Genomic DNA, 23,542 nt, shown 5'->3' on the forward strand with positions numbered 1-23,542 from the left:
CGCGACGATCTGGGTCGGAAGACGTATTGCCTCACATATCGATGCTCCCGGGCGCGATCAGTTGCCTCATTTATTTTGCTCCTGGCCTGAGTTGAGGAGGAGGCCGGGTGCGGAGATGGCCGGGGTTTCGGAGCGCCCGGCCTCCTCCGCTGGCACCTCGCACGTCATTGGGGTGTTGTGACCTCATGCCCTGGCGGCATTTTTTCTGAAGCAAACAGCAGCGCATTCGCTTGCTCGCTGCGCCAGGATTTCAACCGACGTTGAAGGGTTCGAAGAAGCTTGTTCGGATAGTCTCCAGGATATTCCACCTGCAGGCGCGAGAGCAGTTCGCTGCCGGTCCGCCAAGGCTCGGCTTCAAACCATTTTCTCAAATCTGACGTTGCCCGGATAAGCGGATCGGGACGACGCCGGCCCCTTTTAGCCTTCACGATTGGCCGATCCGTCGGGCGCGTGGCGCCGTCCTTCCAGGCCGTTCGCAGGCTTGCCAGGAAGCGATCAATCGATTGTGATGCCGCAGCAGGATGGGCGGATGGTTGGATATCCGCGAGCGCCGCGAGGCGCTCCTGCACGTCGCGGATGTCGCGCAACAACGTGACCGGATCGAGAGCGGTATAGATTTCCTGGAGATGGTGGCGGACCGCATCAGGCGTGCGGGCGTCCGCTGACAGGCGCTGGTGGGGTGTTGCCGGCGCGCTGTATGTCTTACGTACACGAGCACCGTCGCGCTGCTTGGCTAACAGTTTGAACGAAGGTTGGAAGAAGTTTACGAACAGCCGCGCTGACCGATAGAGTTCCGCCAGTAGCTTGGCCGCCTCCAGGCCTTCGAACCTACGATAGCCGACCATCCTGCGCACGACGGCGCCGTTCTTTTGCTCGACGAACGCCTGGTCATTCTTCCGGTAGGGACGGCAACGCGTGAAGACAATGTTGGCCGCCTCGCAGTAGGCCTTCAACGTCTCATTCATGAACACGGTGTCATTGTCCGTGTCGAAGCCGAGCAGCGCAAAAGGCAATTGCTTGCGCAATTCCGTCAGCACCGTGCTCACCAGCGTCTGTTCGCGCACGATCAGAGGTGCGCACTCTGTCCAGCCGGTAGCAATGTCGGTGAGCACGAGGGTCTGGATGAAGCTGCCGCGCGCAGATGGACCGCTATGCGCTACAAGGTCGGCCTCGACGAATCCCGGCGCCGGATCATTCCAATCTGCCGAAGTCCGTATTGGAATACTGCGACGCAGGGAATGCCCCGCGTGCCGCCGGCGCTTGCGACCCAATTTTTCTCGAACCCGCACCAAGGCGCGGTCGATCGTCGCAGCGCTCATCGCCAAAAGTTTGGTGCGAATCTCAGGGGCAAGGTCGAGGTGCCCGTACCGTTCCATCGCCTCAATCAGCGCGGGCATTAATGCTTTCAGTCGCTTCCCGCAGATGCGGTCTGACGCCTCCCAAAGCAGCACGAGTGCGGTGTGTTCTGCTTCATTATATATCCGACGTCGCGCCCGTCGGCCCGGATGTACGCCTTCCTGGTTTCGAAGTAGACGCATCGCATGCTTCCGATGGAATCCGGTGATGTCGACGAACTCGTCCAATATCCGCGCCTTCTTCGCGCGATCCGACCGCCGATAGCGCACGCCTGCCGCCGCCGTCAGTTCCTTCCGCGTTGCCATGCTTAGCCACCCCATCTCCGCCCCTCGCTCGTTCCCGGTCCAGGGGAGCAATTTACGTGAGGCAACGGCTTAGGATCCGGTAACAATTAAGGCGAGGCAATGCGATCGCCGCGATGATTGTCGCGCGCAAGAGTTTTGTTTGCTTTGATTGTCGCGGAGCGTCAATCAAGCGAGCGTTTTTTGTGTCGCGTGCTCCGGTGGCCGCCCTGGACCACGCTTTCGCTCGAGGGCAGTCCGCCTGCGATAGCTCTCGACGTTCATCTCGACGATGGTGGCGTGGTGAACAAGGCGATCGATCGCCGCGAGGGTCATAGCTGGGTCCGGAAAGACCTTGTTCCATTCTCCAAAGGGCTGATTGGCGGTGATCAGCAAAGAGCGTCGCTCGTAGCGTGCGCTGATGAGCTCGAACAGCACACTGGTCTCGGCCTGGTCCTTGGTGACATAGGCAAGATCGTCCAAGATGACGAGATCGAAGCGATCGAGGCGGTTGATGGCGCCCTCGAGGTTGAGCTCGCGGCGAGCCACCTGGAGCTTCTGCACGAGATCGGTGGTGCGGGTGAACAGGACGCGCCATCCGTTCTCGATGAGGGCCAAGCCGATTGCTGCCGCCAAGTGGCTCTTGCCTCCACCGGGCGGACCAAACAGCAGCAGATTGGCGCCCTTGCCGAGCCAGCCGTCGCCGGCGGCGAGTGCGGTCATTTGCGCCTTGGAGATCATCGGCACGGCCTCGAAGTCGAAGCTGTCAAAGGTCTTTCCGGTAGGCAGCCGCGCCTCGACGAGATGGCGCTCGATGCGGCGGCGGCCGCGCTCAGCGATCTCGTGCTCGGCAATGGTGGCGAGGAAGCGCGCCGCCGGCCAGCCTTCTATATCGGATTGCTCGGCAAATTGCGGCCACAGCGCCTTGATGGCGGGCAGCCGCAGCTCGTTGAGCAACAGATTGAGGCGCGCGGTGTCGACTACGTTGGTTGTGCTCATGCGGCGCCTCCGATCTCGGCGGTACCGATGAGGCATTCATAGGTGGCGAGCGGTGCGAGGCGTACCACGACGTTCGGCACCTGGGCGGGATCCGGGGCGAAGTGAGTACGTAGCCGGTTGAGGTCGGGCAGCCGGCCGTCGTTCAGGTCAGCCGTGAGCTGATTGGCGAGTTCGGCCTCGCAACCGCGCTCATGGGCGAGTGCGAGGAGATCGACCATGATCCGGCAGGCCTTCTTGTCCGGTAAGCGTTTGCGCAAGACGTCGAAGGCTCGGCGGTAAGCTTCCCGGGGGAACAGCTGGTCGCGGTAGACCAGGTTGAGGAGCGCCATCGGCTTGCGCCGCAAGGAATGGATCACGTGCCGATAATCGACGACCTGATCGTGCTTGCCATTGGGATGCGGCCGCCCGCGCGGCAAGGTGAGGAGATGCGTGCCGCCGACAAACACGTCGAGGTGATCGTCATACAGGCGCACCCGCAGCCGATGGCCGATCAAGCGCGACGGCACCGTGTAGAACACCTTGCGCAAGGTGAAGCCGCCGGACGACGTCACGTGGACGATCACCTCTTCATAGTCCGACGTGCGGCGGTCCGGCAGATCCTGAAGTGCGCTACGTTCACTGTCGATCCGCTTGGCGTTGCGGGCATTGCGGCGGCTGGCGATCTCATCGATGAAGCCACGATAGGCAGCTAGATCGTCGAAGTCGGCGGTGCCACGCAGCAACAGCGCGTCGCCGATCGCTCGCTTGAGATGACCATGCGAACTCTCGATCGCCCCGTTCTCGTGGGCGATGCCACGATTGTTGCGGGAAGGCCGCATGCCGTAATGGGCACAGAGGTCTTCGTATCGCCGCGTCAGATCGTCTTTGGCGTCGCGGTCGAGATTGCAAAAGGCGGCCGACAGGCTGTCGGTGCGATGCTCCCGTGGCGCCCCACCGAGTGACCACAAGGCATTCTGCAGGCCTTCGGCCAGAGCGACGAAGCTCTCACCGCCGAGCACGACATGGGCGTGCTCAAACCGGAATAGGCCAGCCGGAAGTGATAGAGACGATGGTCGAGCGGTACGCCCGCGATCGTGACACCCAATTCGCCCATGTCGGTGAAGTCGGACAGGCCGCGCTGACCGGGTTCGTGGGTCTGGCGGAAGATGACCTCCTGCTCCTCGCCGTGGATCGCCCGCCAGGCCCGGATCCGGCGCTCCAGCGTGCGACGGATGCCGGCGCCGAGCTCGGGATGGCGTCGGAGCAACTCCTCGAAGATCGTGACCGGCCGCACACCGGGGGCGGCCTTCAGCATCGGCGCGATATCTGTCTCAAATACGCGGGCCAAGGGATCTGGCCGGCGACGGCCGCGGGGAGCCTTCTTCTGCGACGGAAGGCGTCGATCCTTCTCGATCCGGTAAGCGGTCGAGGTGCTGAACGAAGCCTTGGCGGCGGCCACGGGTGGGCTATCGGTCTGACGGTACTTCATGTAGAGCCTCATTTGGTGATCGGTAATGTGTCGGCCTGGCACGCGAGTGATTCCTCTTGGCGGAAGAACCACTTGCATAACCAGCCGGCCGCGATCACCAGTCGGCGCGGTCCGCTGTGGATCGCGCCGACGCCGGGCTCGTAACTCCGGTCGGGCTACGCCCTCCCTGCGTCACGAGCCCGGCGTAGCCCTCTCATCATGGTCGACGCTCCACTTCCATCCTGTTCGCCGCGCGGCAACCGTCCGATCGTCGATACGGGCATCGACCAGCTCGCCAATCAGACGATACGGCGCGGAGTACCAATGGCCGTCGACCTCGACATGATAATCGGGAGCGAGGCGGCAGCGCTTCCAGCGTGCGAAGGCATAAGGCTGATCTGGCAGCGGGGTTAGCTTGGGTTTGTCGAGTTCGGCAAACAGTTCGGCGCGGCTTGAGCCGAAGCCACGCATTTGACGAGCATTGAGTTCGTCGACGAGTGTCTTGATGGCGGCGTTGAGCTCGGCCCGGGAAAAGAAGCGCTGATTGCGCAGCCGGGCCAGAATCCAGCGCTGGGCGATTTGCACCGCGACCTCGACCTTCGCCTTGTCTTTTGGGCGCCGCGGCCGTGCGGCGAGAATGGCCGTGCCGTAATGGCTCGCCATCTCGGCATAAGTGCGATTGAGGCCGGGATCGTAGCGGTCGGGGTTGCTGACGGCGGCTTTGAGGTTGTCGCAGACCACGAACGTCGCCGTTCCGCTCAAAAACGTGAACAAGTTGACGTGGGCCCGGATCCAGTCGGCCAAGCTCTCGCTGGGGCAGGCCTCGGCGTAGGTGTAGTTCGAAGCGCCCATCGCCGCGACGAACAGCTTCATCGGCTGCACTTCCCCGGTCAGGGGATCGACGATGTCGATGGTGTCGCCGGCGAAATCCACGAACACCTTCTCGCCGCCCAGATGAATCTGCCGCATCGAAGGTCGGACCCGCCCCTTCCAGGCCTCGTAGGTAGTGCAGAACCACGTGTACCCGAAACCGTCGGGATTAACGGCGCGATACTCCTCCCAGAGCAGGCGACGGGTTACGTTGCGCCGGCGGAGCTCTTTATCGATGTAGCTCCAGTCGGGCACCGGCCGCTGCGGGCTCTGAGACGCTGGTCGTGGGGCCGGGAAAAGCAAAAGCTCCAGGTCTTCATCGGTCATTCCCTCCGGAAGCGGCCAGCTCAACCCAGCAGAGCGGGCGCGGCTCAGGTAGCTGTGCACAACGCCGTTGCTGACGCCCACGCTCCGCGCGATGGCCCGCTCTGGCAGGCCTTGAAAATGTTTTAACCGAAGGACTTCCTTGATCCGGCGCATCGACAATCTCTGGGTAGGCATTGGACTTCCTCGTTAACCACGAGGTCATCCCTAAGCCGGTTGAGTTGTCGGCCGAAGCGCTGCAAGGCTCCGAAAGCCTTGCTCACGATCCCGCGAAACGCGCAGTCCTCGGCCGAAACTGGCCGAGGTTCATAGTAGACCGTGCTGCGAGCCAGCTTCAGGACCTTCGCCTGGCGCACGATAGAAAGATCATGACCGCGGTCGATCATCGCTTTGCGCTCAGCAGGCCCGCCTTGGTGAGCGCGCCGGACAAAAAATCGTTTTCCAACGCCAGCTCGCCGATCTTGGCATGTAACGCCTTCAAATCGACCGGCGTCTCGGCCGATGTCTTGTCATGCCCAAACACGCCGGCGGCGCCTTCCAGGAGCTGGTTTTTCCAGATCGTGATCTGGTTCGGATGAACATCAAACAGTTGCGCCAGCTCCGCCAGTGTCTTGTCTCCTTTGACCGCAGCCAAAGCAACCTTCGCCTTGAATGCCGGAGAATGCGTCCGGCGGCTCTTCTTCGTCATCTTCGCTCCTGATTCGCAGCAAGAATCCTCGCCGCTGTCAGGCAGAAAATCCACTCAAGCTACTGTCCGAATTTGCGGGGCCAGCTCTATAGTTTCCATTCATTCGCGCAGACCCCCGAGCCACAGCTGTAGCAGCGGCATTGGAGGCGGGCAATTGTGCATCATTCTCGTTGAGCTTCAGCGCCAACTCCACCAGACGGCGGAATCGCCAGTTTGCGGCCATCTCGAGGCACCCAGGCAGACTTGACTTACAATGCAGATGCATTACATTGGGATGTCGTGACGACGCAAGGAGCCGCTATGGCCAAGACCGCCGAAATCCTCTCGATCCCCGCGACCATCACAGACCGCGGCCAGACGACCGTGCCCGCCGCCATCCGCAAAATGCTGGCCCTGGGAAAGCGCGACCAGGTCGTGTTTCGGGGGCTCGCTGACGGCACCGTTGTGATCGCGAAGAAGCAGTTGAGCGCCGACCACGGCGATCCGGTGATCGGCACGTTCCTCGCGTTCCTGGCCCGCGACATGGGGAGCGAGCCAGCCCGGATCCGGCCGGTGCCGAAGTCGCTGGTCGCGCGCGGCAAGGGCTTGGTCAAGGGTGTTAAGGTCGATCTCGACGCGGCGCTGCCGGAAGACGATACGTGAGCGACGACACCTTCGGGGTTAACGGTTGGACGGTCTACGCCCATCCGCTATTTCTCGACCAGTTCGAGACTATGATCGCGGCGGTCGAGAAGGCGCGCAAGAAGGATCCGAAGGGATACAAGAAGAAGCGCGCCGCGAAGCTCCTGTCGGCTGTCTTGAAGGTGGCGTTCGACGACATTCCGAGTGACCCAACGCGTGACGTCTATCGGCAGGGCGGCACTCTCGGCGACGAGTACAAGCACTGGTTCCGCGCGAAATTGCTGCAGCAGTTCCGCCTGTTCTTCCGCTATCAGCAATCGGCGGACGCCAAGATCATCGTTCTCGCCTGGGTGAACGACGACTCGACGCTGCGCGCCTACGAGAGCGCGAACGACGCCTACGCCGTGTTCAGGAAGATGCTGGACCGCGGGAACCCGCCGGACTCGTGGAACGAACTCGTAGCCGCGGCCTCGACTGGCGAATCCAAGACGCGTCTATCGCGCTCGACGCGCGGGAGATGACCCCAGCTGGCCTCGTTCGGCCGCGACCGCCCGCTGATCCGGCCCGCGCCGCCGGCACCGGTCTGCAGCGAGAGACACGATTCGGCCAGGAAGAGTCCGTGAAATGCCCACCATCCAGCTGTCGGCTACGCCCAAAGGCAGCGGCGAATGCGCCGACTGTCCGGCGACATCATCATCAGCATTCCACCTGTTAAGCCGTGTAGACGGAGGCGACATTTCAGCCCTCCGATGCGGGTGAACCGGTTCGTGTTCCTCAACCTTCCAATACTTCAGCCTCGATCCCCTTTACCTGCGGGCATCAATGCACCTCCGACCTGCCCGCGGGTTCCCGTCACCAGTATCCGCCCGTACAATGGAAGTTTTGGATGTCGGCAAGCAGCGGCGCGGCCGCGTCCTTGGCCGAGAGCGACGGCTTTTTGATACCCCAGTTTATACCGATCACCGGGTCGTCCCAGCGGATCGAAACCTCGTTCTCCGGATTATAGAAATCATCGCATTTGTAGAAAAAGTCCGCGGTCTCTGAGAGCACACAACGAAACCGTGCGCGAATCCGCGCGGAACCCATAGTTGCCGCCGGTTATGCTCGCTTAATTCGGCGGCAACGTAGCGTCCGAAATTCGGGCTCCGGACGCGGACGTCGACCGCGAGGTCGAGCACCTTGCCCCTCATTGATGGATGTCCAGACAATCGGACTCGCGGCGCACTAAGCGGAGTTGAGTGAACGCTAGTGAGGCTCGCGACAATTAACTACAGTCGCCTTAAGATCGTGGAGCATGCCCGTGATCCCGTCGATGAGCTCGTCGATTTGATCCTTGTTGACGATCAGAGGTGGGCATATCGACAATGCATCGTCTACATTCCGCACGATGATCCCTCGCTCGTGCAGCAACCGGCTCGCAATGCTGCCAACATCGCCCGGAGTAGTAGCGGCGACTTTCCGTTTCTTGTCCAGCACCAGCTCGATTGCCGCAATAAGGCCAACGCCACGGACCTCCCCAACGAGTGGATGGTCAACGAGCGTGCGCAGCCGTTCCTGCATGTAGGCCCCGATGCGGCCAACGTTCGCAATCAGACCCCGCTCCTCGATGAGTTTGAGGTTTTCGAGCGCTACGGCGGCTCCGACCGGGTGACCACCGCCCGTGAAGCCATGAGCCAGCAGTCCAACCTTATTGCTCTCGTCCGCGATTGGTTCGAACATGTAGTCATTCATTATGATCGCAGATAACGGAAAATAACTGGACGTGAGCTGCTTCGACACCACGATTACATCGGGCGCGATGTTGTAGGTTTCGCAACCGAACATTTTTCCTGTCCGGCCAAAGCCGCAAATCACCTCATCAGCGACCAAAAGGATGCTATGCTTTTTTAGCACACTTTGAATTTTGTCCCAGTAAGTCGGCGGCGGAACGATGACGCCGCCCGCGCCCATGACAGGCTCACCGAAGAATGCTGCAATGGTATCGGCACCTTCGCGCTGAATCAGCGACTCGAGCTCCTCGGCCCGACGCGTAGCAAAGGTCTCCTCCGATTCGCCCGCACGGCTGTCCTTGTAGAAATGGGGGGAGCCCGTGTGCATAATGTTGGGGAGCGGCAGATCGAAAGAGCGGTGGTTGTCTGGAAATCCGGTCAGGCTTGCCGCACCGATCGTGACGCCGTGATAGCCGCGCAACCGGCTGATGACCTTCTTGCGCTGAGGCTGGCCCGCTGCATTCGATCGATAGGCGATCAGCTTCAACACCGTATCGTTCGCTTCCGAGCCGGAATTTGTGAAGAACACCTTACTCATTGGCACCGGAGACATCTTCACCAGCTTCTCGGCAAGCGCGATGGAAGGCCCATTCGATCGTGATGCGAAGGTATGATAGAATGGCAGGATTTGCATCTGGCGATGCGCGGCTTCGATAAGCCGCTTTTCGCTGAAGCCAAGACCCGCACTCCAGAGACCGGCCATCGCATCGAGGTAGCGTTTTCCTGCCGTGTCGAAGACGTAGGGGCCCTCGCCGCGTTCAATTATGAGCGGCCCGGCCCGTTGGTGCGACCGCGCGTTGGTATAGGCGTGAAGCTGATAGGCCACATCTCGGGCCTGTTGAGAACTGGGCAGCATGGTCGGCGTCACATCATCGGTTCAGAATTGGATAGGGACCGGAGCATCATGTGGGGAAGCGCCGGTCCGTTTCCGGCTTCTCTGGGCCTTGCGATAGTCGTCGTTGACGATCGCTTTAAAGGGATTCGCTTTTGCCTATGCCTGACCACAGGCTTAACTGGCGGCGCGACGCACTGTCTGGAAGTGATCACAGAAAGGTGACGATGTTCAGCACGACAAAGCGTCGGATTTCCGGGACGCGTTAGTCGCCGACGGGAGCTTCCATCAAACTGCCGGCGGCGTTCAGGCCGTAGAGAGTCGGTGGTCGTAGCGCCGTGGACCGCGGTTACGTATTCGAGCCCACCACGTTCAGGCCGTCCGCTCCGCTAAAGGCCAGCGTGTCATGTGTGTTTAGCACGTTATCCCAGCTGCTGCCGCGCGTCGTCACGGACTGGTTGGGCTCCGAGCCAACACGCGTGATGAGTAACACTGTAAGCAACAACCCGCTCTGATTGACCAGTTTCTTGTGGGCCATCAGTGATCTCCTTGATCTGGTCGGTGTCCCGGCTTTGCGCGGTGATCTGCGACCGAGTTTGCCCCAGAATACCTTAACTCGTTGAGTTGGTCGCCTGCCAAAGCTTGTAGGCTCACTCCCAACCGGCACCGTCAAGTTAACGAATAGGGGTGGCCGATGGGGTAGACGACCGGCATGCCGACCGCCCGGGCCCCTCTTTATCGCCGCCATCGCTTCCCACCGGAAGTGATCAGCTATGCCGTTTGGTTGTATTTCCGGTTTCCCTTAAGCTTGCGCATGGTCGAGGAAATGCTGGCGGCGCGTGGCATTGGCGTGACCTATGAAACCGTGCGCCAGTGGGGACGGAAATTCGGCAAGCCGTTCTCCGATCGGATCCGCCAGCGCGCTCCCGCCCGCGGTGACAAATGGCATCTGGACGAGGTCGTTATCTCGATCGCGGGCGAACAACATTGGCTCTGGCGCGCTGTCGACCAGGATGGCTTCGTTCTCGACGTCTTGATCCAGCGCCGAAGAGACTCGCGCGCTGCGCAGCTTCTCATGAAGAAGCTCTTGAAATCCGCCGGCACGCCGCCGCGCGTGATGATCACGGATAAGCTGCGTTCGTACGGCGCTGCGAGGGCGAAGATGGGCTTTCACGTCGAACATCGCCAGCACAAAGCTCTCAACAATCGGGCCGAAAATTCTCATCAGCCGACGCGAGCGGATCATGAAGCGTTTCAAATCGTCCCATCAGGCTCAACGCTTTCTGTCAGTTCACGATCAGGTCGCGAACCTTTTCCACATCCCCTATGCCGGAGCCGCCACCGCCGACTTCCGTCGTGCTTCGCGCGAGCGAGCCTTTGCGACTTGGCGCGAGATCTCCATGACAAGCGCTATCGCCGAATCTCGACCTCTGAGAATCGCCGCCTTCGGCTCGGCGGTCGATTAAGTTGACGATGCCGTTCCGGGATGCGTGGGGCGAACCGGCGCAGCGGTTCGACCTCGGGCAACCCAATCTTCCAGCCGAATTTGTTGCTCCCTATGCCGAGGCGTTCCGGGGGCATCATGCATCGTCGTCACCTAGCACGCGTCACCAATGCTGGAAAGCACTGAAGTTCTTTGCCCGCTTTCTCGCCGATAGCGGCAGGGTTCAGGCGCCGGCCGATTTGACGACCGAATTGTTCGGCCAATACATCTTATGGCTGGACGCCTTGCCTTCCCGAACCGGCAAACCCTGTGCTCAGCTTTCGCGCTTACTGGCGGCAAGCTAACGGCAATCCATCGTTGCGTCCGTTTCTTGACCTGCGTCGTGAACGCTATGACCGAGGTGCGAGCTGAGTGTATTTCGCCGTGCTTTCGCGAAGGCGCGGTCGGTCGCCATGCGACGCTCGATCATCGGCGCAATCAGTTTAGCAGGCTCGGTCCGCGTCATCAGACCTACGCTATGCGTCAGGATCTCGGCGTAGCTTCTGAGATCCCTAAAGACCGCCGCCGGCAGCTCGGTCGTGAGCTTGACTGGCTTGTCGTCTTCAAGCGGCCCAAGCTTGAGCTTCGTCATGGCGCTCCTCCATTGCTGTAGGGCGCCAGCACCAAATCGCGCGTGCCGATCACGCGGACCGGAAACCTGGCCGGATGGTCAGCGTCGGCTGGATGTTGAGCTGACGCTGCACGACCAATTGGCCGGTCTGGCTGATGCTGATGGACGCACCGCTACGGATCGCTTGAACGAGGTTGTTCTCATTTGGCTCGTGCCGCCTCTGCTCCGACGCTGAGCATGGTCGAGAGAACGGCGGCCTTGAATAGCATGCCCCAGTGGTTGTCGACATCGTCCTCGAGTCCGGCATAACCACCACTGTCGGCGCCCGGCTGGCGCTCCAGCACGATCGAGTTGCCGTCCGGTATGATGATGCGAGTCCAGACCAAGAGGATTCGACTCTGGCCGTCCGCACGGCCGCTTTTTAGGCGATGATCTGACTGGCGTGGGCGCGCTCTCGGTGCAGTTTGGGCTTTGCTTGAACTAGGGTCCAGACTCAATTGAGCCAATATGCGACGAGAGCGGCGAGATGAACAGCGGCCAAAAAATTACGGGCGAGCTTGTCATATCGCGTGGCGATGCGCCGGAAGTCCTTGAGCCTGCCAAAGCAGCGTTCGATGACATTTCGTCCTTTGTAGGCGCGTTTGTTGAAGCGATGGATGACGACACGGTTAGATTTATTGGGGATTACGGGCTTGGCGCCACGACGAATGATTGCGCCGCGAAGCTTGTCGCCATCATACCCTTGGCGAGGAGCACGCTCATGGGTGGCGCGAGCGCCAGGACATCGGGAGCCGCAGCGATATCGGCATCCTGGCCTGGAGTCAGATGCAGGACGACCGGCCGGCAGAGCGGATCGCTCAGCGCATGGATTTTTGTCGTGCGGCCTCCGCGCGAGCGGCCGATTGCTTGATTGTGCTCCCCCCTTTTCCGCCGGAGGCACACCGGTGAGCTTTAATCGAGGTCGAGTCGAGCGACAGTACGACGCCGTCTTCGCCAGGCTTGGCCAGCGCTTCGAAGATTGCGCACCATCGTCCTCGCTTGGCCCAGCGATTGAAGCGATTGTAGATCGTCGTGTAAGGGCCGTATTCACGTGGACAATCACGCCATCGTGCACCCGATTGCAGCATGTGAATGATGCCGCTGACGATGCGTCGGTCGTCGTCCCGATCCGGCCCCGTCAGTCCCCTCGGCAGATGCGGTTCGATACGCGCCCATTGCCTGTCGTTCAGCCAAAACAAACCAGCGCGCATTCTCTCGCCCCCGAATCAACACGTAGGCAAGAGAATCACGTGGCGCTATTTAGGTACAGACCCTAGAACATGTCTCCGCGCAAAGCGCTCGATGGAGTCGAGCGGGTTCGCTCAAACGGCGCAATTGCCTTTCCCTAGAAGGTTTCGATCGACTAGGAATTGTTTTCAGACTCGAAGACAGCGTTCGATCATACTGGCCAGCCCGCTCAACGCGTAGCAGATCACAAAGAATATGCTCAGCACGCCCAGATAGATCTCGATGGCGTGTGAGTCTCCGGTTCCGACATACGCTAGTCTTTCTATCATTTGACGCGCCGATCCCAAGAGATCCGACACCCCAACAACGGACGTCAGTGCACTCGCCTGGACGAGAACGGTGAGCTGCCCGACGTAGGGCGGCAACGCACGCCGAAATGCTTGTGGCAAAATGACGAACACAAGCGCTTCCGTTGCGCTCAAGCCAAGCGCTCGGGCGCCCTGCTCTTGGCGATGTGGAATTGAATCCAAGGCGCCTCGAAAGACCTCACCGATGTTCGCCCCGCCCCAGAGCCCCAATCCGATTATTGCGGCCGTGAGTGGGCCCGTGCGGAGACCAATTTGCGGAAGGGCAAAGAACACGAAGAGGAGTATCATAAGCGACGGCACGCCGCGGAACAACTCAACGTAAAGCCGTCCGACAAAGCGCGCGAACGTGAGCGTGCTTTGCGACAGCGCCGCGATCAGGAGACCAAGGATTGTCGCCAAAATGACGGTGAGCAGCGAGATCCACAAAGTAACCAAAAGGCTCTTACCAAGGTAAAGGGTGACAGGCCAAACCCAGTTGGTCATTTAACTACTCCCAGCCCCGGAACCGCGAGCCTGCGCTCGAACGTACGAGACAAAGCGCTTAGGATGCTGCACACCAGCAGGTACATGAGACAAGCGATTCCGAAGGTCTCAAACACTTTAAACGTATCTGACACGATCCGGTTGGCGACATAGGTCAATTCCTGATAGCCGACGACGATCATGAAGGAGGACGACCTGAACTGCGTGATCGCCGTGGTTGTTGTTCCGGTGATCGCGATGCGCAACGCGATCGGGAGTGTGATGTCAAGAAAGGTCTGGAACGCCGGCAAGCCGAGAGCGCGAGCTGCCGTCACTTCGCCTTTCGGCACAGCTTCGAATGCGGCCCTGAAGACCTCCGTTTGATAAGCACCGCCCCACAATGCGAGCGCTAGCCAGGAAGTCTCGAACGGCGTCAGACGGATGCCTATGTCGGGTAGCGCGTAGAACAGAAAGAGCTGGCTCCGGAAATCTGGACAGGGCGATGAGTGGAGTTTCTGCCTGACGGCGGGCAAGATTGTCCCGCGAATCAGGAGAGACGATGAGCAGACGAGCCCGCCGGCAGCACGCACTCGCATTCAAGGCCAAGGTGGCGTTAGCGGCGATCAAGGATCAAGGGCGAGATGACGCTGGCCGAGCTGGCTGAGCATTTCGACATGCATCCGAACCGGATCACGCAGTGGAAGTCCCAGCTTCAGGAAGCGGCGGCCGAGGTCTTTGGTCCTCGCGGTGGCAACAGAACGAGCGAGCCCGCGGGGGACGTGAAAACGCTGCACGCCAAGATCGGGGAGCTGACGCTTGAGAACGATTCCTAAGAAACGGCAGCATCTACTTTCGGCTCCAAGGGCAGGTGAACAAAGCCGAATGCCTTGGCACGCCGCTGCAAATTGTTGACCACTCGCGTCCGGTAGCGCGTCTCGTAGGACGAGGCCCCGGGATCGACATAGTCCATTCCGTATCGCACAGCATTGTAGAACAGAACTGCGATCTTCCGGGCCGTGGCGGTCACGGCCTTGGTCTTGCCAAAGCACTACTGCCGCTTCACAGCATAATGGCTGATCAGCCGTCGCAGTTCAGTTTCCGCCGCTGCGGTTGAACCAATACCTCGCTCAGGCAGTTGCTTGATCCTTCGATCTGGATGAAGGACCGCGTGGTCAAGCAGCAGACGCCGCTTCACAGACTGAGGCCGCGTTTGTTGAGCACCGTGTCCCTCAGAGCACCCTTGATCTCGCGAGCGATGTCCTTGCTGACCTGGGGTCCGAACTCCCGCTCGGCATCCGCAACGACATCGGCCTCAGCGCCGATCAGTCCCGCTTCAACGAGCTTTTGCTTCAGTCGGCCCGGGAACTCCTCCTCCAAGGCATCGGCGAGCTTTTCCTCCATCGTGGCATGGTGTTCCGGTTCAATGCGGAGCACCACATCGTCCCAAGGTTTCCAGTCCGTCGCCAAATAGTCGGCGAACCCCGTCGCCTCCTTGCTCCGCACAGACGTCTCAGCCCTGTCAATGTCTTCCTCGGTGAGGTGAGAGTCGTAGAAGTAGTTCATGTCCGGGGCGATGTGCTGCAGCCCCAGCCGCTCGCGCAGCGTGGCCTGATAGGCAAGGTAGACCTCGATTTCGTCGACGTTGTTGATGGTGCCGCCTGTGCGGAGCGATTGGACCTTCTCGCGCGCGATCCCCCCCAGTGCCTCCAAGCGGAACATGACACGGCCTAGATCAACGAGGGCCGCTACCCCCTCGTTATTGTCATAGAGCCCGTTCTCGACGTTGGCGATCAGGCGCGCGGTTTGCATGCCGTTCCAGGTCAAAGTTCTGCGATCCGCGCAGCTCTCGTTGGCGTCAAGAGCAAGCTGGAAGTACTGCGCGCGCAATTGCGGGTTGGCCGCTGCCTGCCGCAGATCATTGGCCACCCCCTGCTGGAATCCTTCGTTCCCAGAGTTCACGGTATTCCGCAGCCCGTTGAGGAAGTCTGCGTATTGCTGGGCACCGGGTTCTTCTGCAAAGCTCTGCCACTTGGCCACCACCTCGGGATCGCCCTCCTTCGGATCCCCGTTGAGCCAGTCCGCTACTGCCTCGGGAAGAGACTCCGCAGCTACTGTCTCGAGAGGAAACGGCGCAACGGCGGCGTCCTCCCACTGATCTTCGTGCGTCTCAGACAAATCAAAGACGACCCTCGGGCCGGCATACCCATCGGTACTTTGGATTGTGTCCAGGTTCATCAGCATCTCCTGGGGCAGCGGATTGCCAGACACAACCACCTCCGCAGCAGCCCCCAACTGCGTTAGCAAGCCCGTGGGTAGGCTGGTTAGCTGGTTATCGTTAAGGTAAAGTCTTCCGAGACTGGTCGGGAGAGTCTCGGGCAGGCTCGTCAATTGGTTTACACCAACGTCAAGGCTTCCGAGACTGGCCGGGAGAGTCTCGGGCAGGCTCGTCAATTGGTTTACACTAACGTCAAGGCTTTCGAGCCTGGCCGGGAGGGCCTCGGGCAGGCTCGTCAATTGGTTGTTGCCGACGTTGAGGCCCTCGAGCGCGGCCGGGAGGGTCTCAGGCAGGCTGGTGAGCCGATTGCTCCACACGTCCAGCAAGGCGAGCCCGGCCGGAAGCGCGGGCAAGCTGACCAACTGATTCCCATTAACATTGAGCGAATTGAGCGCGTCAGGGAGAGTCTCGGGCAGACTGGTCAGCCGGTTGAAGGACGCGTCGAGCGAGTGGAGCCCGGCTGGAAGTGGAGGCAGGCTGGTGAGGCGCAGCATTGCAAGATTCAGCTCGCCCTGATTCCAAGCATTCACTCGCCTTACAGCCTCTTGTCGATCCTCGAGCGGGTTCTGCCCCTCTTCGGCAGCCCACTCCTCCAGCATCTGGTCGTGCCCCCCCTCCGCAGGAGCAGAATCCCCGAGATTTGCCGGATCGTCAGCGGCGAGCACCGCGTGGGTCAAGACTCCAACCCACTGCGCCTCCTCACCTTCCCGGTCCTCGCGGCCGGAAGATTCGGTGCTGCCATTACCGCGCTGAGCCTGCCCTGCATCAAAGGGATCCATTTCCTGCTCCTTGTCGGACTGAGCAAATTATGCGACCTCTCGGCCCACATCGAACGTTGCAGCCTCTAAGACATTTAGCTTACGTCGAGCTGACGAGCGTTGAACCATGTTGAGGAAGCGATCTGCGCAATTTGTGAAGGAGTTCGGCTTCGATTCGGTGCAGCCTCTCGGCTTGAGCCAGATGAGGTCAGAGGGTACCGTCAAGTTAACGAATTGGAGCGGCGGAGGGGGTAGACGAGCGGCATGCGGACTGCCAAGGACCCTCTTTATCGCCGCCATCGCTTCCCACCGGAAGTGATCAGCTATGCCGTTTGGTTGTATTTCCGGTTTCCCTTAAGCTTGCGCATGGTCGAGGAAATGCTGGCGGCGCGTGGCATTGGCGTGACCTATGAAACCGTGCCCCAGTGGGGACGGAAATTCGGCAAGCCGTTCTCCGATCGGATCCGCCAGCGCGCTCCCGCCCGCGGTGACAAATGGCATCTGGACGAGGTCGTTATCTCGATCGCGGGCGAACAACATTGGCTCTGGCGCGCTGTCGACCAGAATGGTTTCGTTCTCGACGTCTTGATCCAGCGTCGAAGAGACGCGCGCTGCGCAGCGGCTCATGAAGAAGCTCTTGAAATCCGCCGGCACGCCGCCGCGCGTTATGATCACGGATAAGCTGCGTTCGTACGGCGCTGCGAGGGCGAAGATGGGCTTACACGTCGAACATCGCCAGCACAAAGCTCTCAACAATCGGGCCGAGAATTCTCATCAGCCGACGCGGCGACGCGAGCGGATCATGACGCGCTTCAAATCGTCCCGTCAGGCTCAACGGTTTCTGTCCGTTCACGATCAGGTCGCGAACCTTTTCCACATCCCCTATCCCGGAGCCGCCACCGCCGACTTCCGTCGTGCTTCGCGCGAGCGAGCCTTTGCGACTTGGCGCGAGATCTCCATGACAAGCGCTATCGCCGACTCTCGACCTCTGAGAATCGCCTCCTTCGGCTCGGCGGTCGATTAAGTTGACGATGCCGTGCCAGGACACACCGTGATCAAACAGACGTCAAGCGCCAATTAAAGCGCCGCAGAGCTGCGCTTACGATCAGCGTCGAACCGATGAGTTTGAATCACCAATGTCATCTGGTGGCGCCTGCATCGGCGCGATCGATGACCCAGGCCACCATGTAGCCCTTGGCCTGCTCGCCTCCACGTGCATCGGCGATCTGTTCTTCTTGCCCGGCGGAATCCTGAATATCCGAGTGCTCGAGCATGGCCTTGCCCATGTCATGGATAGGCACGAAGGCCTCAGACTCCGCGTTGCCCGAACCGACGATGGTCTACGTCTGACAATCGGACCTTCCGTGGCCGAACGCCTCGTGGAGGAGATCGATCTTGTCGGAATGACCGGCCTAGAATGCCGGCCTTACCGCAAGAACGACCAGGCGTTTGTCGAACAGAAGAACGGAGCCGTGGTCCGAGAGATGGTCGGTTACATTCACGCGCGTATGGTAGTTTTCAATGCGCCGTTTTCTTACAACCTTACGACCTTAGATTTGAAGATCGCTCTCGCGAGTTTTGGCCTGCATCTCTTTGAGCCGTGTCAACTCCGTTTCGCAAGGCTGGGCTGTCTCGGTCAGCTCAGCGCTTCCATGCTTGACAGCCCGTACGTCTTAAGGGCCCCTCCAGCTTTGCTCCGATAAAGCGACGCGAGCGCCAAAGCGGGACCCAATCGCCTCTTTCAATTGGCATTGCCGGAATGCCGGCTATCCTGTAAACGGGCCGCGCACCGTTGCCGGCCGTCTTTGAGCGGTCGCCCGCAGCGGGGCCTGTAGCTCAATGGTTAGAGCCGGCCGCTCATAACGGTCTGGTTGCAGGTTCGAGTCCTGCCGGGCCCACCAGTGAGTTCAAATTGTGCGCGGACACCGAAAGAGCGACTCGATTCCTCTATAAGAGTGACTCGATCGCCTCCTTTAAGAGTGACTCGATTTCATAGGCCGCTGATGCTGCACGGTTATTTCGACTGATTTTTTCTGACGACCAGGCGCGAGCGCGAAGGAGTCAAGGGGGGTCTTTTTGACTTTGCGCAGCGTCAAATGCGCCTGGCGGTCGCTGTGCGCGTAGCTCAAGTCCCCGGTAAGAGTGACTCGATCCCTAGCTTTAAGCTTTAGGAGTGACTCGATTTTAAGCGCGCGGCGCCCGGACCGGAAGCAAGCTCAAATCCCTGGGTACCAGAAAAATGGTGCCATCGCGTTCGACCAGATCTCGCTTAGCCTTCTCCAGCGCAAGCCGGCGAAGCAGGTCCTTGTGTCGATCAAATGCTTGAACCATCTCCTCGGAGCCAGGCCGAAGACCGCGCTCTTCGATATCTTCAAGAGTGTCGCCGTGGACTCTGCAGATGACAATCCTCCCGTCGGTCACAACGCCAAACTGAACCGTCGCTCCCTGCGCCTCGAAGGCTTCGTGGACAAACAGATCCGGACGACGAGCACGTGTCTTTTCCGGCTGGAATAGCGGAAAAGTTCGCAATGCTGCGAGCGCATCCTCCTTCGATGCGAACAGCGCGGGGTTGTGATAGAAGCGAATGAAATACTGCAGCTCTTCGCGTTCGTAGGTTTCCTCGGAAACGATACCAAGGAAGTGGACTCGCTCTCGAAAGAGCCGCGCACCCCGCATCCGGTTGCGCGCATCAAACGCGCCGGCAATTGGAAATTCTCGCCCGTCATCGGCGATCCATCGATACCTCGCCCATTCAGGCACGGCGTCCGCACCATAGGCTATCTGCCGGCAATCCCAACGATCAATCTGTCCGAAAGTCCGAGCATCAACGACCAGCATTGATCGCCTCGCGCCGTCTGGCGCGGGGAACTTGGACGGCTGCCCGTCATTCTGCGCTTTGCCGACGATCCTCTCGATCCCCTTCAGTGTCTCTCCTTCGGGACTTTGCTTCCGCAGATCACTTCGGCGCTGCCGCTCCGCCTCGTCGAGCTGAGCCTCGTCAGCCGTTGGCGGCGCAGGCGAAGAGAGCGACTTGCCGAAGGTCGATCCTTCCTCCCAGGAGGCGGCCTTCGCCGCGTCTGTCTCGTCGAACGAGAGAAGTTCGACGTTCCAAACTCCGCAGGCGAAATCAACGCTAGTCTCACCGACCCCCGCCGCATATTCGTATACCGGAGTGATGCCGCAGTCATGCAGCGCCTGTCCGAAGCGCGCCTCGAACAGCGCGGACATATTTTCCGTGGTTAAACCACCGCCATCTTCGATCCGGTTGAGGAGCAATCTCGCCCAAGGCAACGGCCGAAGGGTCTCAATAGCTTCTGCGGTGCTCACCGCTTCCGTCGTGGTCAGTTCGGCGAACTTGGTCACGCTCCCGTTCCTCGGCTGATCGCAGTACCATCAGTCGGTCCGGCCTTTTTCAACGGACATTCGCGCATGGTACCACAGCACGCTTGGCCGCGAAGCCCGCGCCAATATTCGGCGACCTTGATGCGCCTCCAGTGCTCGAGCACGACCGGACAGCCCTGACCACAACGATGGCACTCTCTTCGAAGAAGAGGTCGCCGGTGCCGATCGGTACGACCGCAGATACATGCGCTTCGTCCGTTCCGCAGCATTCCGGTCTTCTGGTTGATCTTGGCGAGCCCGGACGCGATTGGTCCCGATCCGAACGCGACAGCTTCGCGGTAGACTGACTGTAGCCCGAGCTGGTCGGCGGCACGCTCGGCGGCGAGTTCTATCTCGGCGGCTTCACCGTGAGATAGCTGCGCTTCGCCAGGCCAGAATCCGGCTTCTGCTGCGGTCTCCTGGCACAGAATGAACACGTGCAGCTTTTCCCACCAAGCAGTGGCGCTGGCCCCCGTTATGCCGTCTCCCGCACGTAGTCCGATGCAAAAGGAGCCGTCGGGATTGATATGACGCTCCGGGCAGCAGGCCGGCAAAGTGCCGCCCACTGGCCGCTCAAATACCGCGATCTGGTCTGCAACCTGCACGACCCTTAGCTCGAAGACCCTGGTAAACGCACCACTGCTACGCGTTGCGACGACGTCCACCTGCGCCTCAAACGCATGGACGGGGCGGAAATCCGCCCACGTCGGACAGCAGCGAGCGAGCGCGACCAGGGACATGCTCTGCGCCAATCAGCCCCGAAAAGGCTTCTTCGGTGCCGCATGCGGGCGTGCTGCAGGTTCATTCCGCAAGATCTGCACGGCCGGCGCCTGCGCGGTCCAAAGCAGATCGGACGCCGAATCGAACGACATCAACCGGCCGGACGAGAAGTGCTTGCGGACTGCCTGATCCGCCACGCTCGACGCGACCGTGCCGAGGCGAACTCCGCCGTGTTCAATGGCCTGCTGCGTCCGCTCCGCCTCGATCGTCGCCTTGCTCGCTGCGCAGCGCACGCTCTCGTCACCTCGAGATCCTAGGCGCGTCATTGGCGTCTGCCCGTACTCGATGCCGACCGCGAGATCGATTGCAGCTCCCGATCCGACGATCCCCAAGCAGAGGTCGAAGGACGATCTCATCGCAGCGGCACACAACGCGGCCCGCCGCACTGTCTTTGCCGGGTCATCAGCGCGCTCGCCTTCCGCCACGCAGCCGTGAATGCAGTCGCCGATGAAGCGCACGCGCTTGCCGCCGAAGTCCTCCTTGAGCACGGCGTTGAGCTCTTCCCTGATCACGTGCACCACCTTTACAGCTTCACGGATCTTGTCGGATCCGCCGTGGATTGCCTGGTCGACGAAATTGGTGAACCCATCGATGTCCGCAAAGATCGACGCCATGCCCATGCGGACCGAATTCGCCGGCGCGAGTTCGCTGAACTTGACTGTGGACAGCGGCAACGCCGGACGCTTGAACCGAAACATCGGCTCCGCGGAATCGAGAGCGACCGCAGACGCAGTCCGGTCGAGGCTGTCGAAGCCGTACTTCCTCACCGCCCCCTGAACGTAGGCCTCGTCCAGCGTCATCACGCCAGCAGACTTTCGCACGGCTCCCGCCGCGACCCGCTTCTGAGCCGTCTCGGTCAGAAAGATGCCCTGCTCGGTTCCCGCCGCCACGAGCTTAGCTGCATGATTTGCGGGACGCCCGAGAAACAGCGTGTCCTTCTCATGGGCCCCACGGCCGGTGGTCATCGCCAGGCACTTTCCATGGTCGATGCCTAAACGAATGCGCGACGGGAAACCATGGGCTTGACCAACCCGTTGCGCCGCCTCGGTGAGCTTCCGAGCGAGCGCTACAGCACGCTCTATCTGAGCGGCCGGGTCGCCAGCCGGCGACGTGATGACGGCGTGCAGTCGAGCGCCGTGGTAATCCACCCGATCGCCATCGTCCCCATCGACAAGCGAATCCCACACGCGGTAGTGCATGTGCAAGAAGGCCAGGAGCCGGCGGTGTGCCGCTTCGGTTTCCTGGCCCCGATCGGCGACCAGAGTCTCGAAATCCAAAAGCTCGCCGTACACATGCGCGCCTTCGACAAGGAACGCTTGGCTCAGCGGCATGCGGCTCAGCATCCCGCGCTTCTCCACGATAGCGCTGTCGAGGACCACATGGCGGTCGACTGCTGGCACCGTTTTGACGTGCTCGCGAATGCGGGATTTCGCGCGATCTTCATTCCATGACATCTGCTGACTCCTTGATCGAATAGACGTCGAGCGAGACGCCGTGCTTCACTTCCACCTGTACCGGCTTGCGGAAACCGTCGGGCTTCGCGCCTGATCCGATCATGAGCTCGCGCAATTCAGGGCTCACGCGGATGCCACCGAGCTCAGCGGACTTGGCCTGCTCATAGCGCGCGGCGATGTTCACGGCGGCTCCCAACAGCGTAACCGCGATCCTGTTGTCGGCGCCGAAATCGCCGAACGCCACGTCTCCGCAGTGCAGCCCGATGCGGATCGCAAGGTCGAGTTCATGTTCGGCGAAGTAGCTGCTGCACTTCTCGGCGATGAGGGTCGAGCACCGCATCACAGCCAACGGTTCGGCGCGCTCGCGATCGGTCGTGTCGATGAACCAGAAGCCCATCAATCCGTCACCCATCAACTTGTCGATCTGGCCACCGGCATCGCGGATTGCATCGATCTGAATCTTGGCGAGCTCGCGCAGATGTCGCGCCACCTGGATCGGCTGCTTATCTGCGGCCCAGGTGCTGAAGTTGGCGAGATCGCTGAAATAGACGATGGCCCGACGGCTCTGCACCGGCGGCGCCTCCCCGCCAGCGGCCATCTTGACGAGACCGAGCGCGTCACCGTCGGCGAACCGGCGAAGCAGCAGCTCTCGTTCCGTCGCCAAGCCGCGAAGCTCGGAGCGAGCACGCGTGGCCTGCTCGAGCTTGTCGTTGATGACCACCGCCAACGTCTGCATCCACGCGACCTTCTCGTCGTCCCGCAGCTTTTCCTGAAATGACGCGTCGATGCACAGCAGCCGCACGGGCCCGACGGCCTTGATGTCGGCGGTGCGGCTGGCAGCCCTCCCGGAGAGGAAATGAAGGAGCCCCTGCTCGCCGATGAGTTCTCCGGCATCCCTGAAAGCGACGTTCTGCTCGTCAGAACGGACCTCGACACGCCCGGAGAGCACCAGCCAGCACCCGCCGACCCGATCGCCGCGTCCGCATACACGCTCCTCCGGCACGTAATCTCGGACCGAGCAAAGGCCCGTGCGCTCCAGCGCGCTCAGGATCAAATCCGGCTGCGGGCAGGACTGCTGGAGAAACCGGTCGATCTCTCGCGTGACATTGGCGGCGAAGCCCATCGTCCAGGTTCCAGGTTGGGCGGGAAGGCTAAAAATCTGATTTGCTTTCGCGCCACATTAAGTACGTCTACTCCGAACATACAAAACTCTTTGCTGCCAGTCAAGGACAGGATATGGTGCTACTCCGAACATGCGAAAGCGAAGGTGCACCGCGTGGCTGAGACGCTCAGAGATCGCATTAAGACATTGAGGAAGAAGGCAAAACTGACGTTAGATCAGCTCGCGCCTCAGGCAGGTCTGAGCAAATCTTACCTTTGGGAACTGGAGAACCGCGACCTCCCCCGCCCCTCCGGGGAGAAACTTGCAGGCTTGGCGAAAGCTTTGAACGTCACCGTCGACTATCTTCTTGGCGGGGATCCCACCGAGAATTTGGAAACGGCCGAGGACAAGGCATTCTTTCGGGAATACGAAGCCATGTCGCCAGAGGCCCGCGCTCAGCTCCGCCGATTGGCAAAGGCATTGGATAAATAGCC

General features: G+C 60.7%; 17 protein-coding genes, 1 tRNA gene and 10 pseudogenes. 8 read left to right on the forward strand and 20 right to left on the reverse strand.

Annotated features, from left to right (window positions below):
* Window positions 1-164: 164 nt before the first annotated feature.
* The 5 genes and pseudogenes from AAFG50_RS36910 to AAFG50_RS36930 form a co-directional block, all read right to left on the reverse strand.
* The gene (locus tag AAFG50_RS36910) at window positions 165-1,676 is read right to left on the reverse strand and encodes an ISNCY-like element ISBj12 family transposase (protein ID WP_011084703.1); all 1,512 of its coding nucleotides are present in this window, start codon (window positions 1,674-1,676) and stop codon (window positions 165-167) included.
* A gap of 150 nt (window positions 1,677-1,826) precedes the next feature.
* Window positions 1,827-2,636, reverse strand: coding sequence for an IS21-like element ISBj11 family helper ATPase IstB (gene istB, locus AAFG50_RS36915; RefSeq protein ID WP_014497900.1), 810 nt, complete (start codon window positions 2,634-2,636; stop codon window positions 1,827-1,829).
* Window positions 2,633-4,182, reverse strand: a pseudogene (gene istA / locus AAFG50_RS36920) (IS21-like element ISBj11 family transposase). The gene istB and the pseudogene istA (AAFG50_RS36920) overlap by 4 nt, the downstream one beginning before the upstream one ends.
* A 159-nt stretch (window positions 4,183-4,341) precedes the next feature.
* Window positions 4,342-5,454 (reverse strand): annotated as a pseudogene (istA, locus tag AAFG50_RS36925) (IS21-like element ISFK1 family transposase); the annotation flags it as partial.
* A gap of 104 nt (window positions 5,455-5,558) precedes the next feature.
* Window positions 5,559-5,965 (reverse strand): annotated as a pseudogene (locus tag AAFG50_RS36930) (transposase); the annotation flags it as partial.
* A 300-nt stretch (window positions 5,966-6,265) separates the two neighbouring features.
* Between AAFG50_RS36930 and AAFG50_RS36935 the strand changes: the two are divergent.
* Together AAFG50_RS36935 and AAFG50_RS36940 are read left to right on the forward strand one after the other, a co-directional pair.
* Window positions 6,266-6,607 carry a type II toxin-antitoxin system PrlF family antitoxin gene (locus AAFG50_RS36935; RefSeq protein WP_026312989.1) on the forward strand — a complete coding sequence of 114 codons (342 nt, stop codon included), beginning with the start codon at window positions 6,266-6,268 and terminating at the stop codon, window positions 6,605-6,607.
* Complete coding sequence (locus AAFG50_RS36940) at window positions 6,604-7,107, forward strand: type II toxin-antitoxin system YhaV family toxin (protein ID WP_011084500.1); 504 nt, start codon at window positions 6,604-6,606, stop codon at window positions 7,105-7,107. The genes AAFG50_RS36935 and AAFG50_RS36940 overlap by 4 nt, the downstream gene beginning before the upstream one ends.
* A 331-nt stretch (window positions 7,108-7,438) precedes the next feature.
* On the opposite strand, the pseudogene rfbC reads toward AAFG50_RS36940, so the two are convergent.
* From rfbC to AAFG50_RS36955, 3 genes and pseudogenes are all read right to left on the reverse strand, one after another.
* Window positions 7,439-7,776: pseudogene (gene rfbC / locus AAFG50_RS36945) on the reverse strand (dTDP-4-dehydrorhamnose 3,5-epimerase); the annotation flags it as partial.
* A 55-nt stretch (window positions 7,777-7,831) separates the two neighbouring features.
* A complete protein-coding gene (locus AAFG50_RS36950; protein WP_035668747.1) occupies window positions 7,832-9,211 on the reverse strand; it encodes an aspartate aminotransferase family protein in 1,380 nt (459 codons plus the stop codon).
* Window positions 9,212-9,536: 325 nt separating this feature from the next.
* Complete coding sequence (locus tag AAFG50_RS36955) at window positions 9,537-9,725, reverse strand: hypothetical protein (RefSeq protein WP_014498007.1); 189 nt, start codon at window positions 9,723-9,725, stop codon at window positions 9,537-9,539.
* 174 nt (window positions 9,726-9,899) lie between these two features.
* Between AAFG50_RS36955 and AAFG50_RS36960 the strand changes: the two are divergent.
* Together AAFG50_RS36960 and AAFG50_RS36965 are read left to right on the forward strand one after the other, a co-directional pair.
* Window positions 9,900-10,653, forward strand: a pseudogene (locus AAFG50_RS36960) (IS6 family transposase).
* Window positions 10,654-10,660: 7 nt separating this feature from the next.
* Complete coding sequence (locus tag AAFG50_RS36965; RefSeq protein WP_011084497.1) at window positions 10,661-10,975, forward strand: hypothetical protein; 315 nt, start codon at window positions 10,661-10,663, stop codon at window positions 10,973-10,975.
* On the opposite strand, the gene AAFG50_RS36970 is transcribed toward AAFG50_RS36965, so the two are convergent.
* The 5 genes and pseudogenes from AAFG50_RS36970 to AAFG50_RS36990 form a co-directional block, all read right to left on the reverse strand.
* Window positions 10,972-11,262, reverse strand: coding sequence for a DUF2274 domain-containing protein (locus AAFG50_RS36970; protein WP_011084496.1), 291 nt, complete (start codon window positions 11,260-11,262; stop codon window positions 10,972-10,974). The two genes, AAFG50_RS36965 and AAFG50_RS36970, sit on opposite strands and share 4 nt — an antisense overlap.
* A pseudogene (locus AAFG50_RS36975) lies at window positions 11,259-11,645 on the reverse strand (TrbI/VirB10 family protein); the annotation flags it as partial. The gene AAFG50_RS36970 and the pseudogene AAFG50_RS36975, both read right to left, overlap by 4 nt.
* An 89-nt stretch (window positions 11,646-11,734) precedes the next feature.
* Window positions 11,735-12,513 (reverse strand): annotated as a pseudogene (locus AAFG50_RS36980) (IS5-like element ISBj2 family transposase).
* Between the two features lie 143 nt (window positions 12,514-12,656).
* Window positions 12,657-13,319, reverse strand: a complete 663-nt coding sequence (locus tag AAFG50_RS36985) for an amino acid ABC transporter permease (protein ID WP_011084494.1) — start codon at window positions 13,317-13,319, stop codon at window positions 12,657-12,659.
* The gene (locus AAFG50_RS36990) at window positions 13,316-13,831 is read right to left on the reverse strand and encodes an ABC transporter permease subunit (RefSeq protein ID WP_028176066.1); all 516 of its coding nucleotides are present in this window, start codon (window positions 13,829-13,831) and stop codon (window positions 13,316-13,318) included. Before AAFG50_RS36990 ends, AAFG50_RS36985 begins: the two co-directional genes overlap by 4 nt.
* A gap of 26 nt (window positions 13,832-13,857) precedes the next feature.
* Between AAFG50_RS36990 and AAFG50_RS36995 the strand changes: the two are divergent.
* Window positions 13,858-14,125 (forward strand): annotated as a pseudogene (locus tag AAFG50_RS36995) (IS3 family transposase); the annotation flags it as partial.
* Window positions 14,126-14,127: 2 nt separating this feature from the next.
* Here the strand turns inward: AAFG50_RS36995 and AAFG50_RS37000 are convergent.
* Together AAFG50_RS37000 and AAFG50_RS37005 are read right to left on the reverse strand one after the other, a co-directional pair.
* Window positions 14,128-14,340 (reverse strand): annotated as a pseudogene (locus tag AAFG50_RS37000) (IS110 family transposase); the annotation flags it as partial.
* Window positions 14,341-14,489: 149 nt separating this feature from the next.
* On the reverse strand, window positions 14,490-16,352 hold the full coding sequence (locus AAFG50_RS37005) for an NEL-type E3 ubiquitin ligase domain-containing protein (protein WP_011084490.1): 1,863 nt from the start codon (window positions 16,350-16,352) through the stop codon (window positions 14,490-14,492).
* A 243-nt stretch (window positions 16,353-16,595) separates the two neighbouring features.
* Between AAFG50_RS37005 and AAFG50_RS37010 the strand changes: the two are divergent.
* Window positions 16,596-17,355, forward strand: a pseudogene (locus tag AAFG50_RS37010) (IS6 family transposase).
* 115 nt (window positions 17,356-17,470) lie between these two features.
* Here the strand turns inward: AAFG50_RS37010 and AAFG50_RS37015 are convergent.
* Window positions 17,471-17,632: a hypothetical protein gene (locus tag AAFG50_RS37015; protein ID WP_162131541.1), complete on the reverse strand. Its 162-nt coding sequence runs from the start codon at window positions 17,630-17,632 to the stop codon at window positions 17,471-17,473.
* A 524-nt stretch (window positions 17,633-18,156) separates the two neighbouring features.
* On the opposite strand from AAFG50_RS37015, the gene AAFG50_RS37020 reads away from it, so the two are divergent.
* Window positions 18,157-18,232, forward strand: a tRNA-Ile gene (locus AAFG50_RS37020).
* A gap of 283 nt (window positions 18,233-18,515) precedes the next feature.
* Here AAFG50_RS37020 and AAFG50_RS37025 read toward each other — a convergent pair.
* Genes AAFG50_RS37025 through AAFG50_RS37040 form a run of 4 tightly spaced genes read right to left on the reverse strand, consistent with a single transcriptional unit; the run spans window position 18,516 to window position 23,069 of the window.
* The gene (locus AAFG50_RS37025) at window positions 18,516-19,694 is read right to left on the reverse strand and encodes a DUF1488 domain-containing protein (protein WP_018647899.1); all 1,179 of its coding nucleotides are present in this window, start codon (window positions 19,692-19,694) and stop codon (window positions 18,516-18,518) included.
* Window positions 19,691-20,452: an E2 domain-containing protein gene (locus AAFG50_RS37030; RefSeq protein ID WP_011084486.1), complete on the reverse strand. Its 762-nt coding sequence runs from the start codon at window positions 20,450-20,452 to the stop codon at window positions 19,691-19,693. Before AAFG50_RS37030 ends, AAFG50_RS37025 begins: the two co-directional genes overlap by 4 nt.
* 12 nt (window positions 20,453-20,464) lie before the next feature.
* Complete coding sequence (locus AAFG50_RS37035; protein WP_011084485.1) at window positions 20,465-21,946, reverse strand: adenylate/guanylate cyclase domain-containing protein; 1,482 nt, start codon at window positions 21,944-21,946, stop codon at window positions 20,465-20,467.
* Window positions 21,933-23,069 (reverse strand): adenylate/guanylate cyclase domain-containing protein, encoded by a 1,137-nt coding sequence (locus AAFG50_RS37040; protein WP_011084484.1) that lies wholly within the window; start codon window positions 23,067-23,069, stop codon window positions 21,933-21,935. The genes AAFG50_RS37035 and AAFG50_RS37040 overlap by 14 nt, the downstream gene beginning before the upstream one ends.
* A 153-nt stretch (window positions 23,070-23,222) precedes the next feature.
* On the opposite strand from AAFG50_RS37040, the gene AAFG50_RS37045 reads away from it, so the two are divergent.
* Window positions 23,223-23,540 (forward strand): helix-turn-helix transcriptional regulator, encoded by a 318-nt coding sequence (locus AAFG50_RS37045; protein ID WP_035668232.1) that lies wholly within the window; start codon window positions 23,223-23,225, stop codon window positions 23,538-23,540.
* Window positions 23,541-23,542 lie beyond the last annotated feature (2 nt).

The sequence above is a fragment of the Bradyrhizobium sp. B039 genome (assembly GCF_038965675.1).
Lineage (GTDB): Bacteria > Pseudomonadota > Alphaproteobacteria > Rhizobiales > Xanthobacteraceae > Bradyrhizobium > Bradyrhizobium diazoefficiens.

Coding starts and splice junctions, on each gene's coding strand:
- AAFG50_RS36910 (WP_011084703.1), bottom strand. CDS start 1,676: ATGGGGTGGCTAAGCATGGCAACGCGGAAGGAACTGACGGCGGCGGCA.
- istB (WP_014497900.1), bottom strand. CDS start 2,636: ATGAGCACAACCAACGTAGTCGACACCGCGCGCCTCAATCTGTTGCTC.
- AAFG50_RS36935 (WP_026312989.1), top strand. CDS start 6,266: ATGGCCAAGACCGCCGAAATCCTCTCGATCCCCGCGACCATCACAGAC.
- AAFG50_RS36950 (WP_035668747.1), bottom strand. CDS start 9,211: ATGCTGCCCAGTTCTCAACAGGCCCGAGATGTGGCCTATCAGCTTCAC.
- AAFG50_RS36955 (WP_014498007.1), bottom strand. CDS start 9,725: ATGGCCCACAAGAAACTGGTCAATCAGAGCGGGTTGTTGCTTACAGTG.
- AAFG50_RS36965 (WP_011084497.1), top strand. CDS start 10,661: ATGCCGTTCCGGGATGCGTGGGGCGAACCGGCGCAGCGGTTCGACCTC.
- AAFG50_RS36970 (WP_011084496.1), bottom strand. CDS start 11,262: ATGACGAAGCTCAAGCTTGGGCCGCTTGAAGACGACAAGCCAGTCAAG.
- AAFG50_RS36985 (WP_011084494.1), bottom strand. CDS start 13,319: ATGACCAACTGGGTTTGGCCTGTCACCCTTTACCTTGGTAAGAGCCTT.
- AAFG50_RS37005 (WP_011084490.1), bottom strand. CDS start 16,352: ATGGATCCCTTTGATGCAGGGCAGGCTCAGCGCGGTAATGGCAGCACC.
- AAFG50_RS37030 (WP_011084486.1), bottom strand. CDS start 20,452: ATGTCCCTGGTCGCGCTCGCTCGCTGCTGTCCGACGTGGGCGGATTTC.
- AAFG50_RS37035 (WP_011084485.1), bottom strand. CDS start 21,946: ATGTCATGGAATGAAGATCGCGCGAAATCCCGCATTCGCGAGCACGTC.
- AAFG50_RS37040 (WP_011084484.1), bottom strand. CDS start 23,069: ATGGGCTTCGCCGCCAATGTCACGCGAGAGATCGACCGGTTTCTCCAG.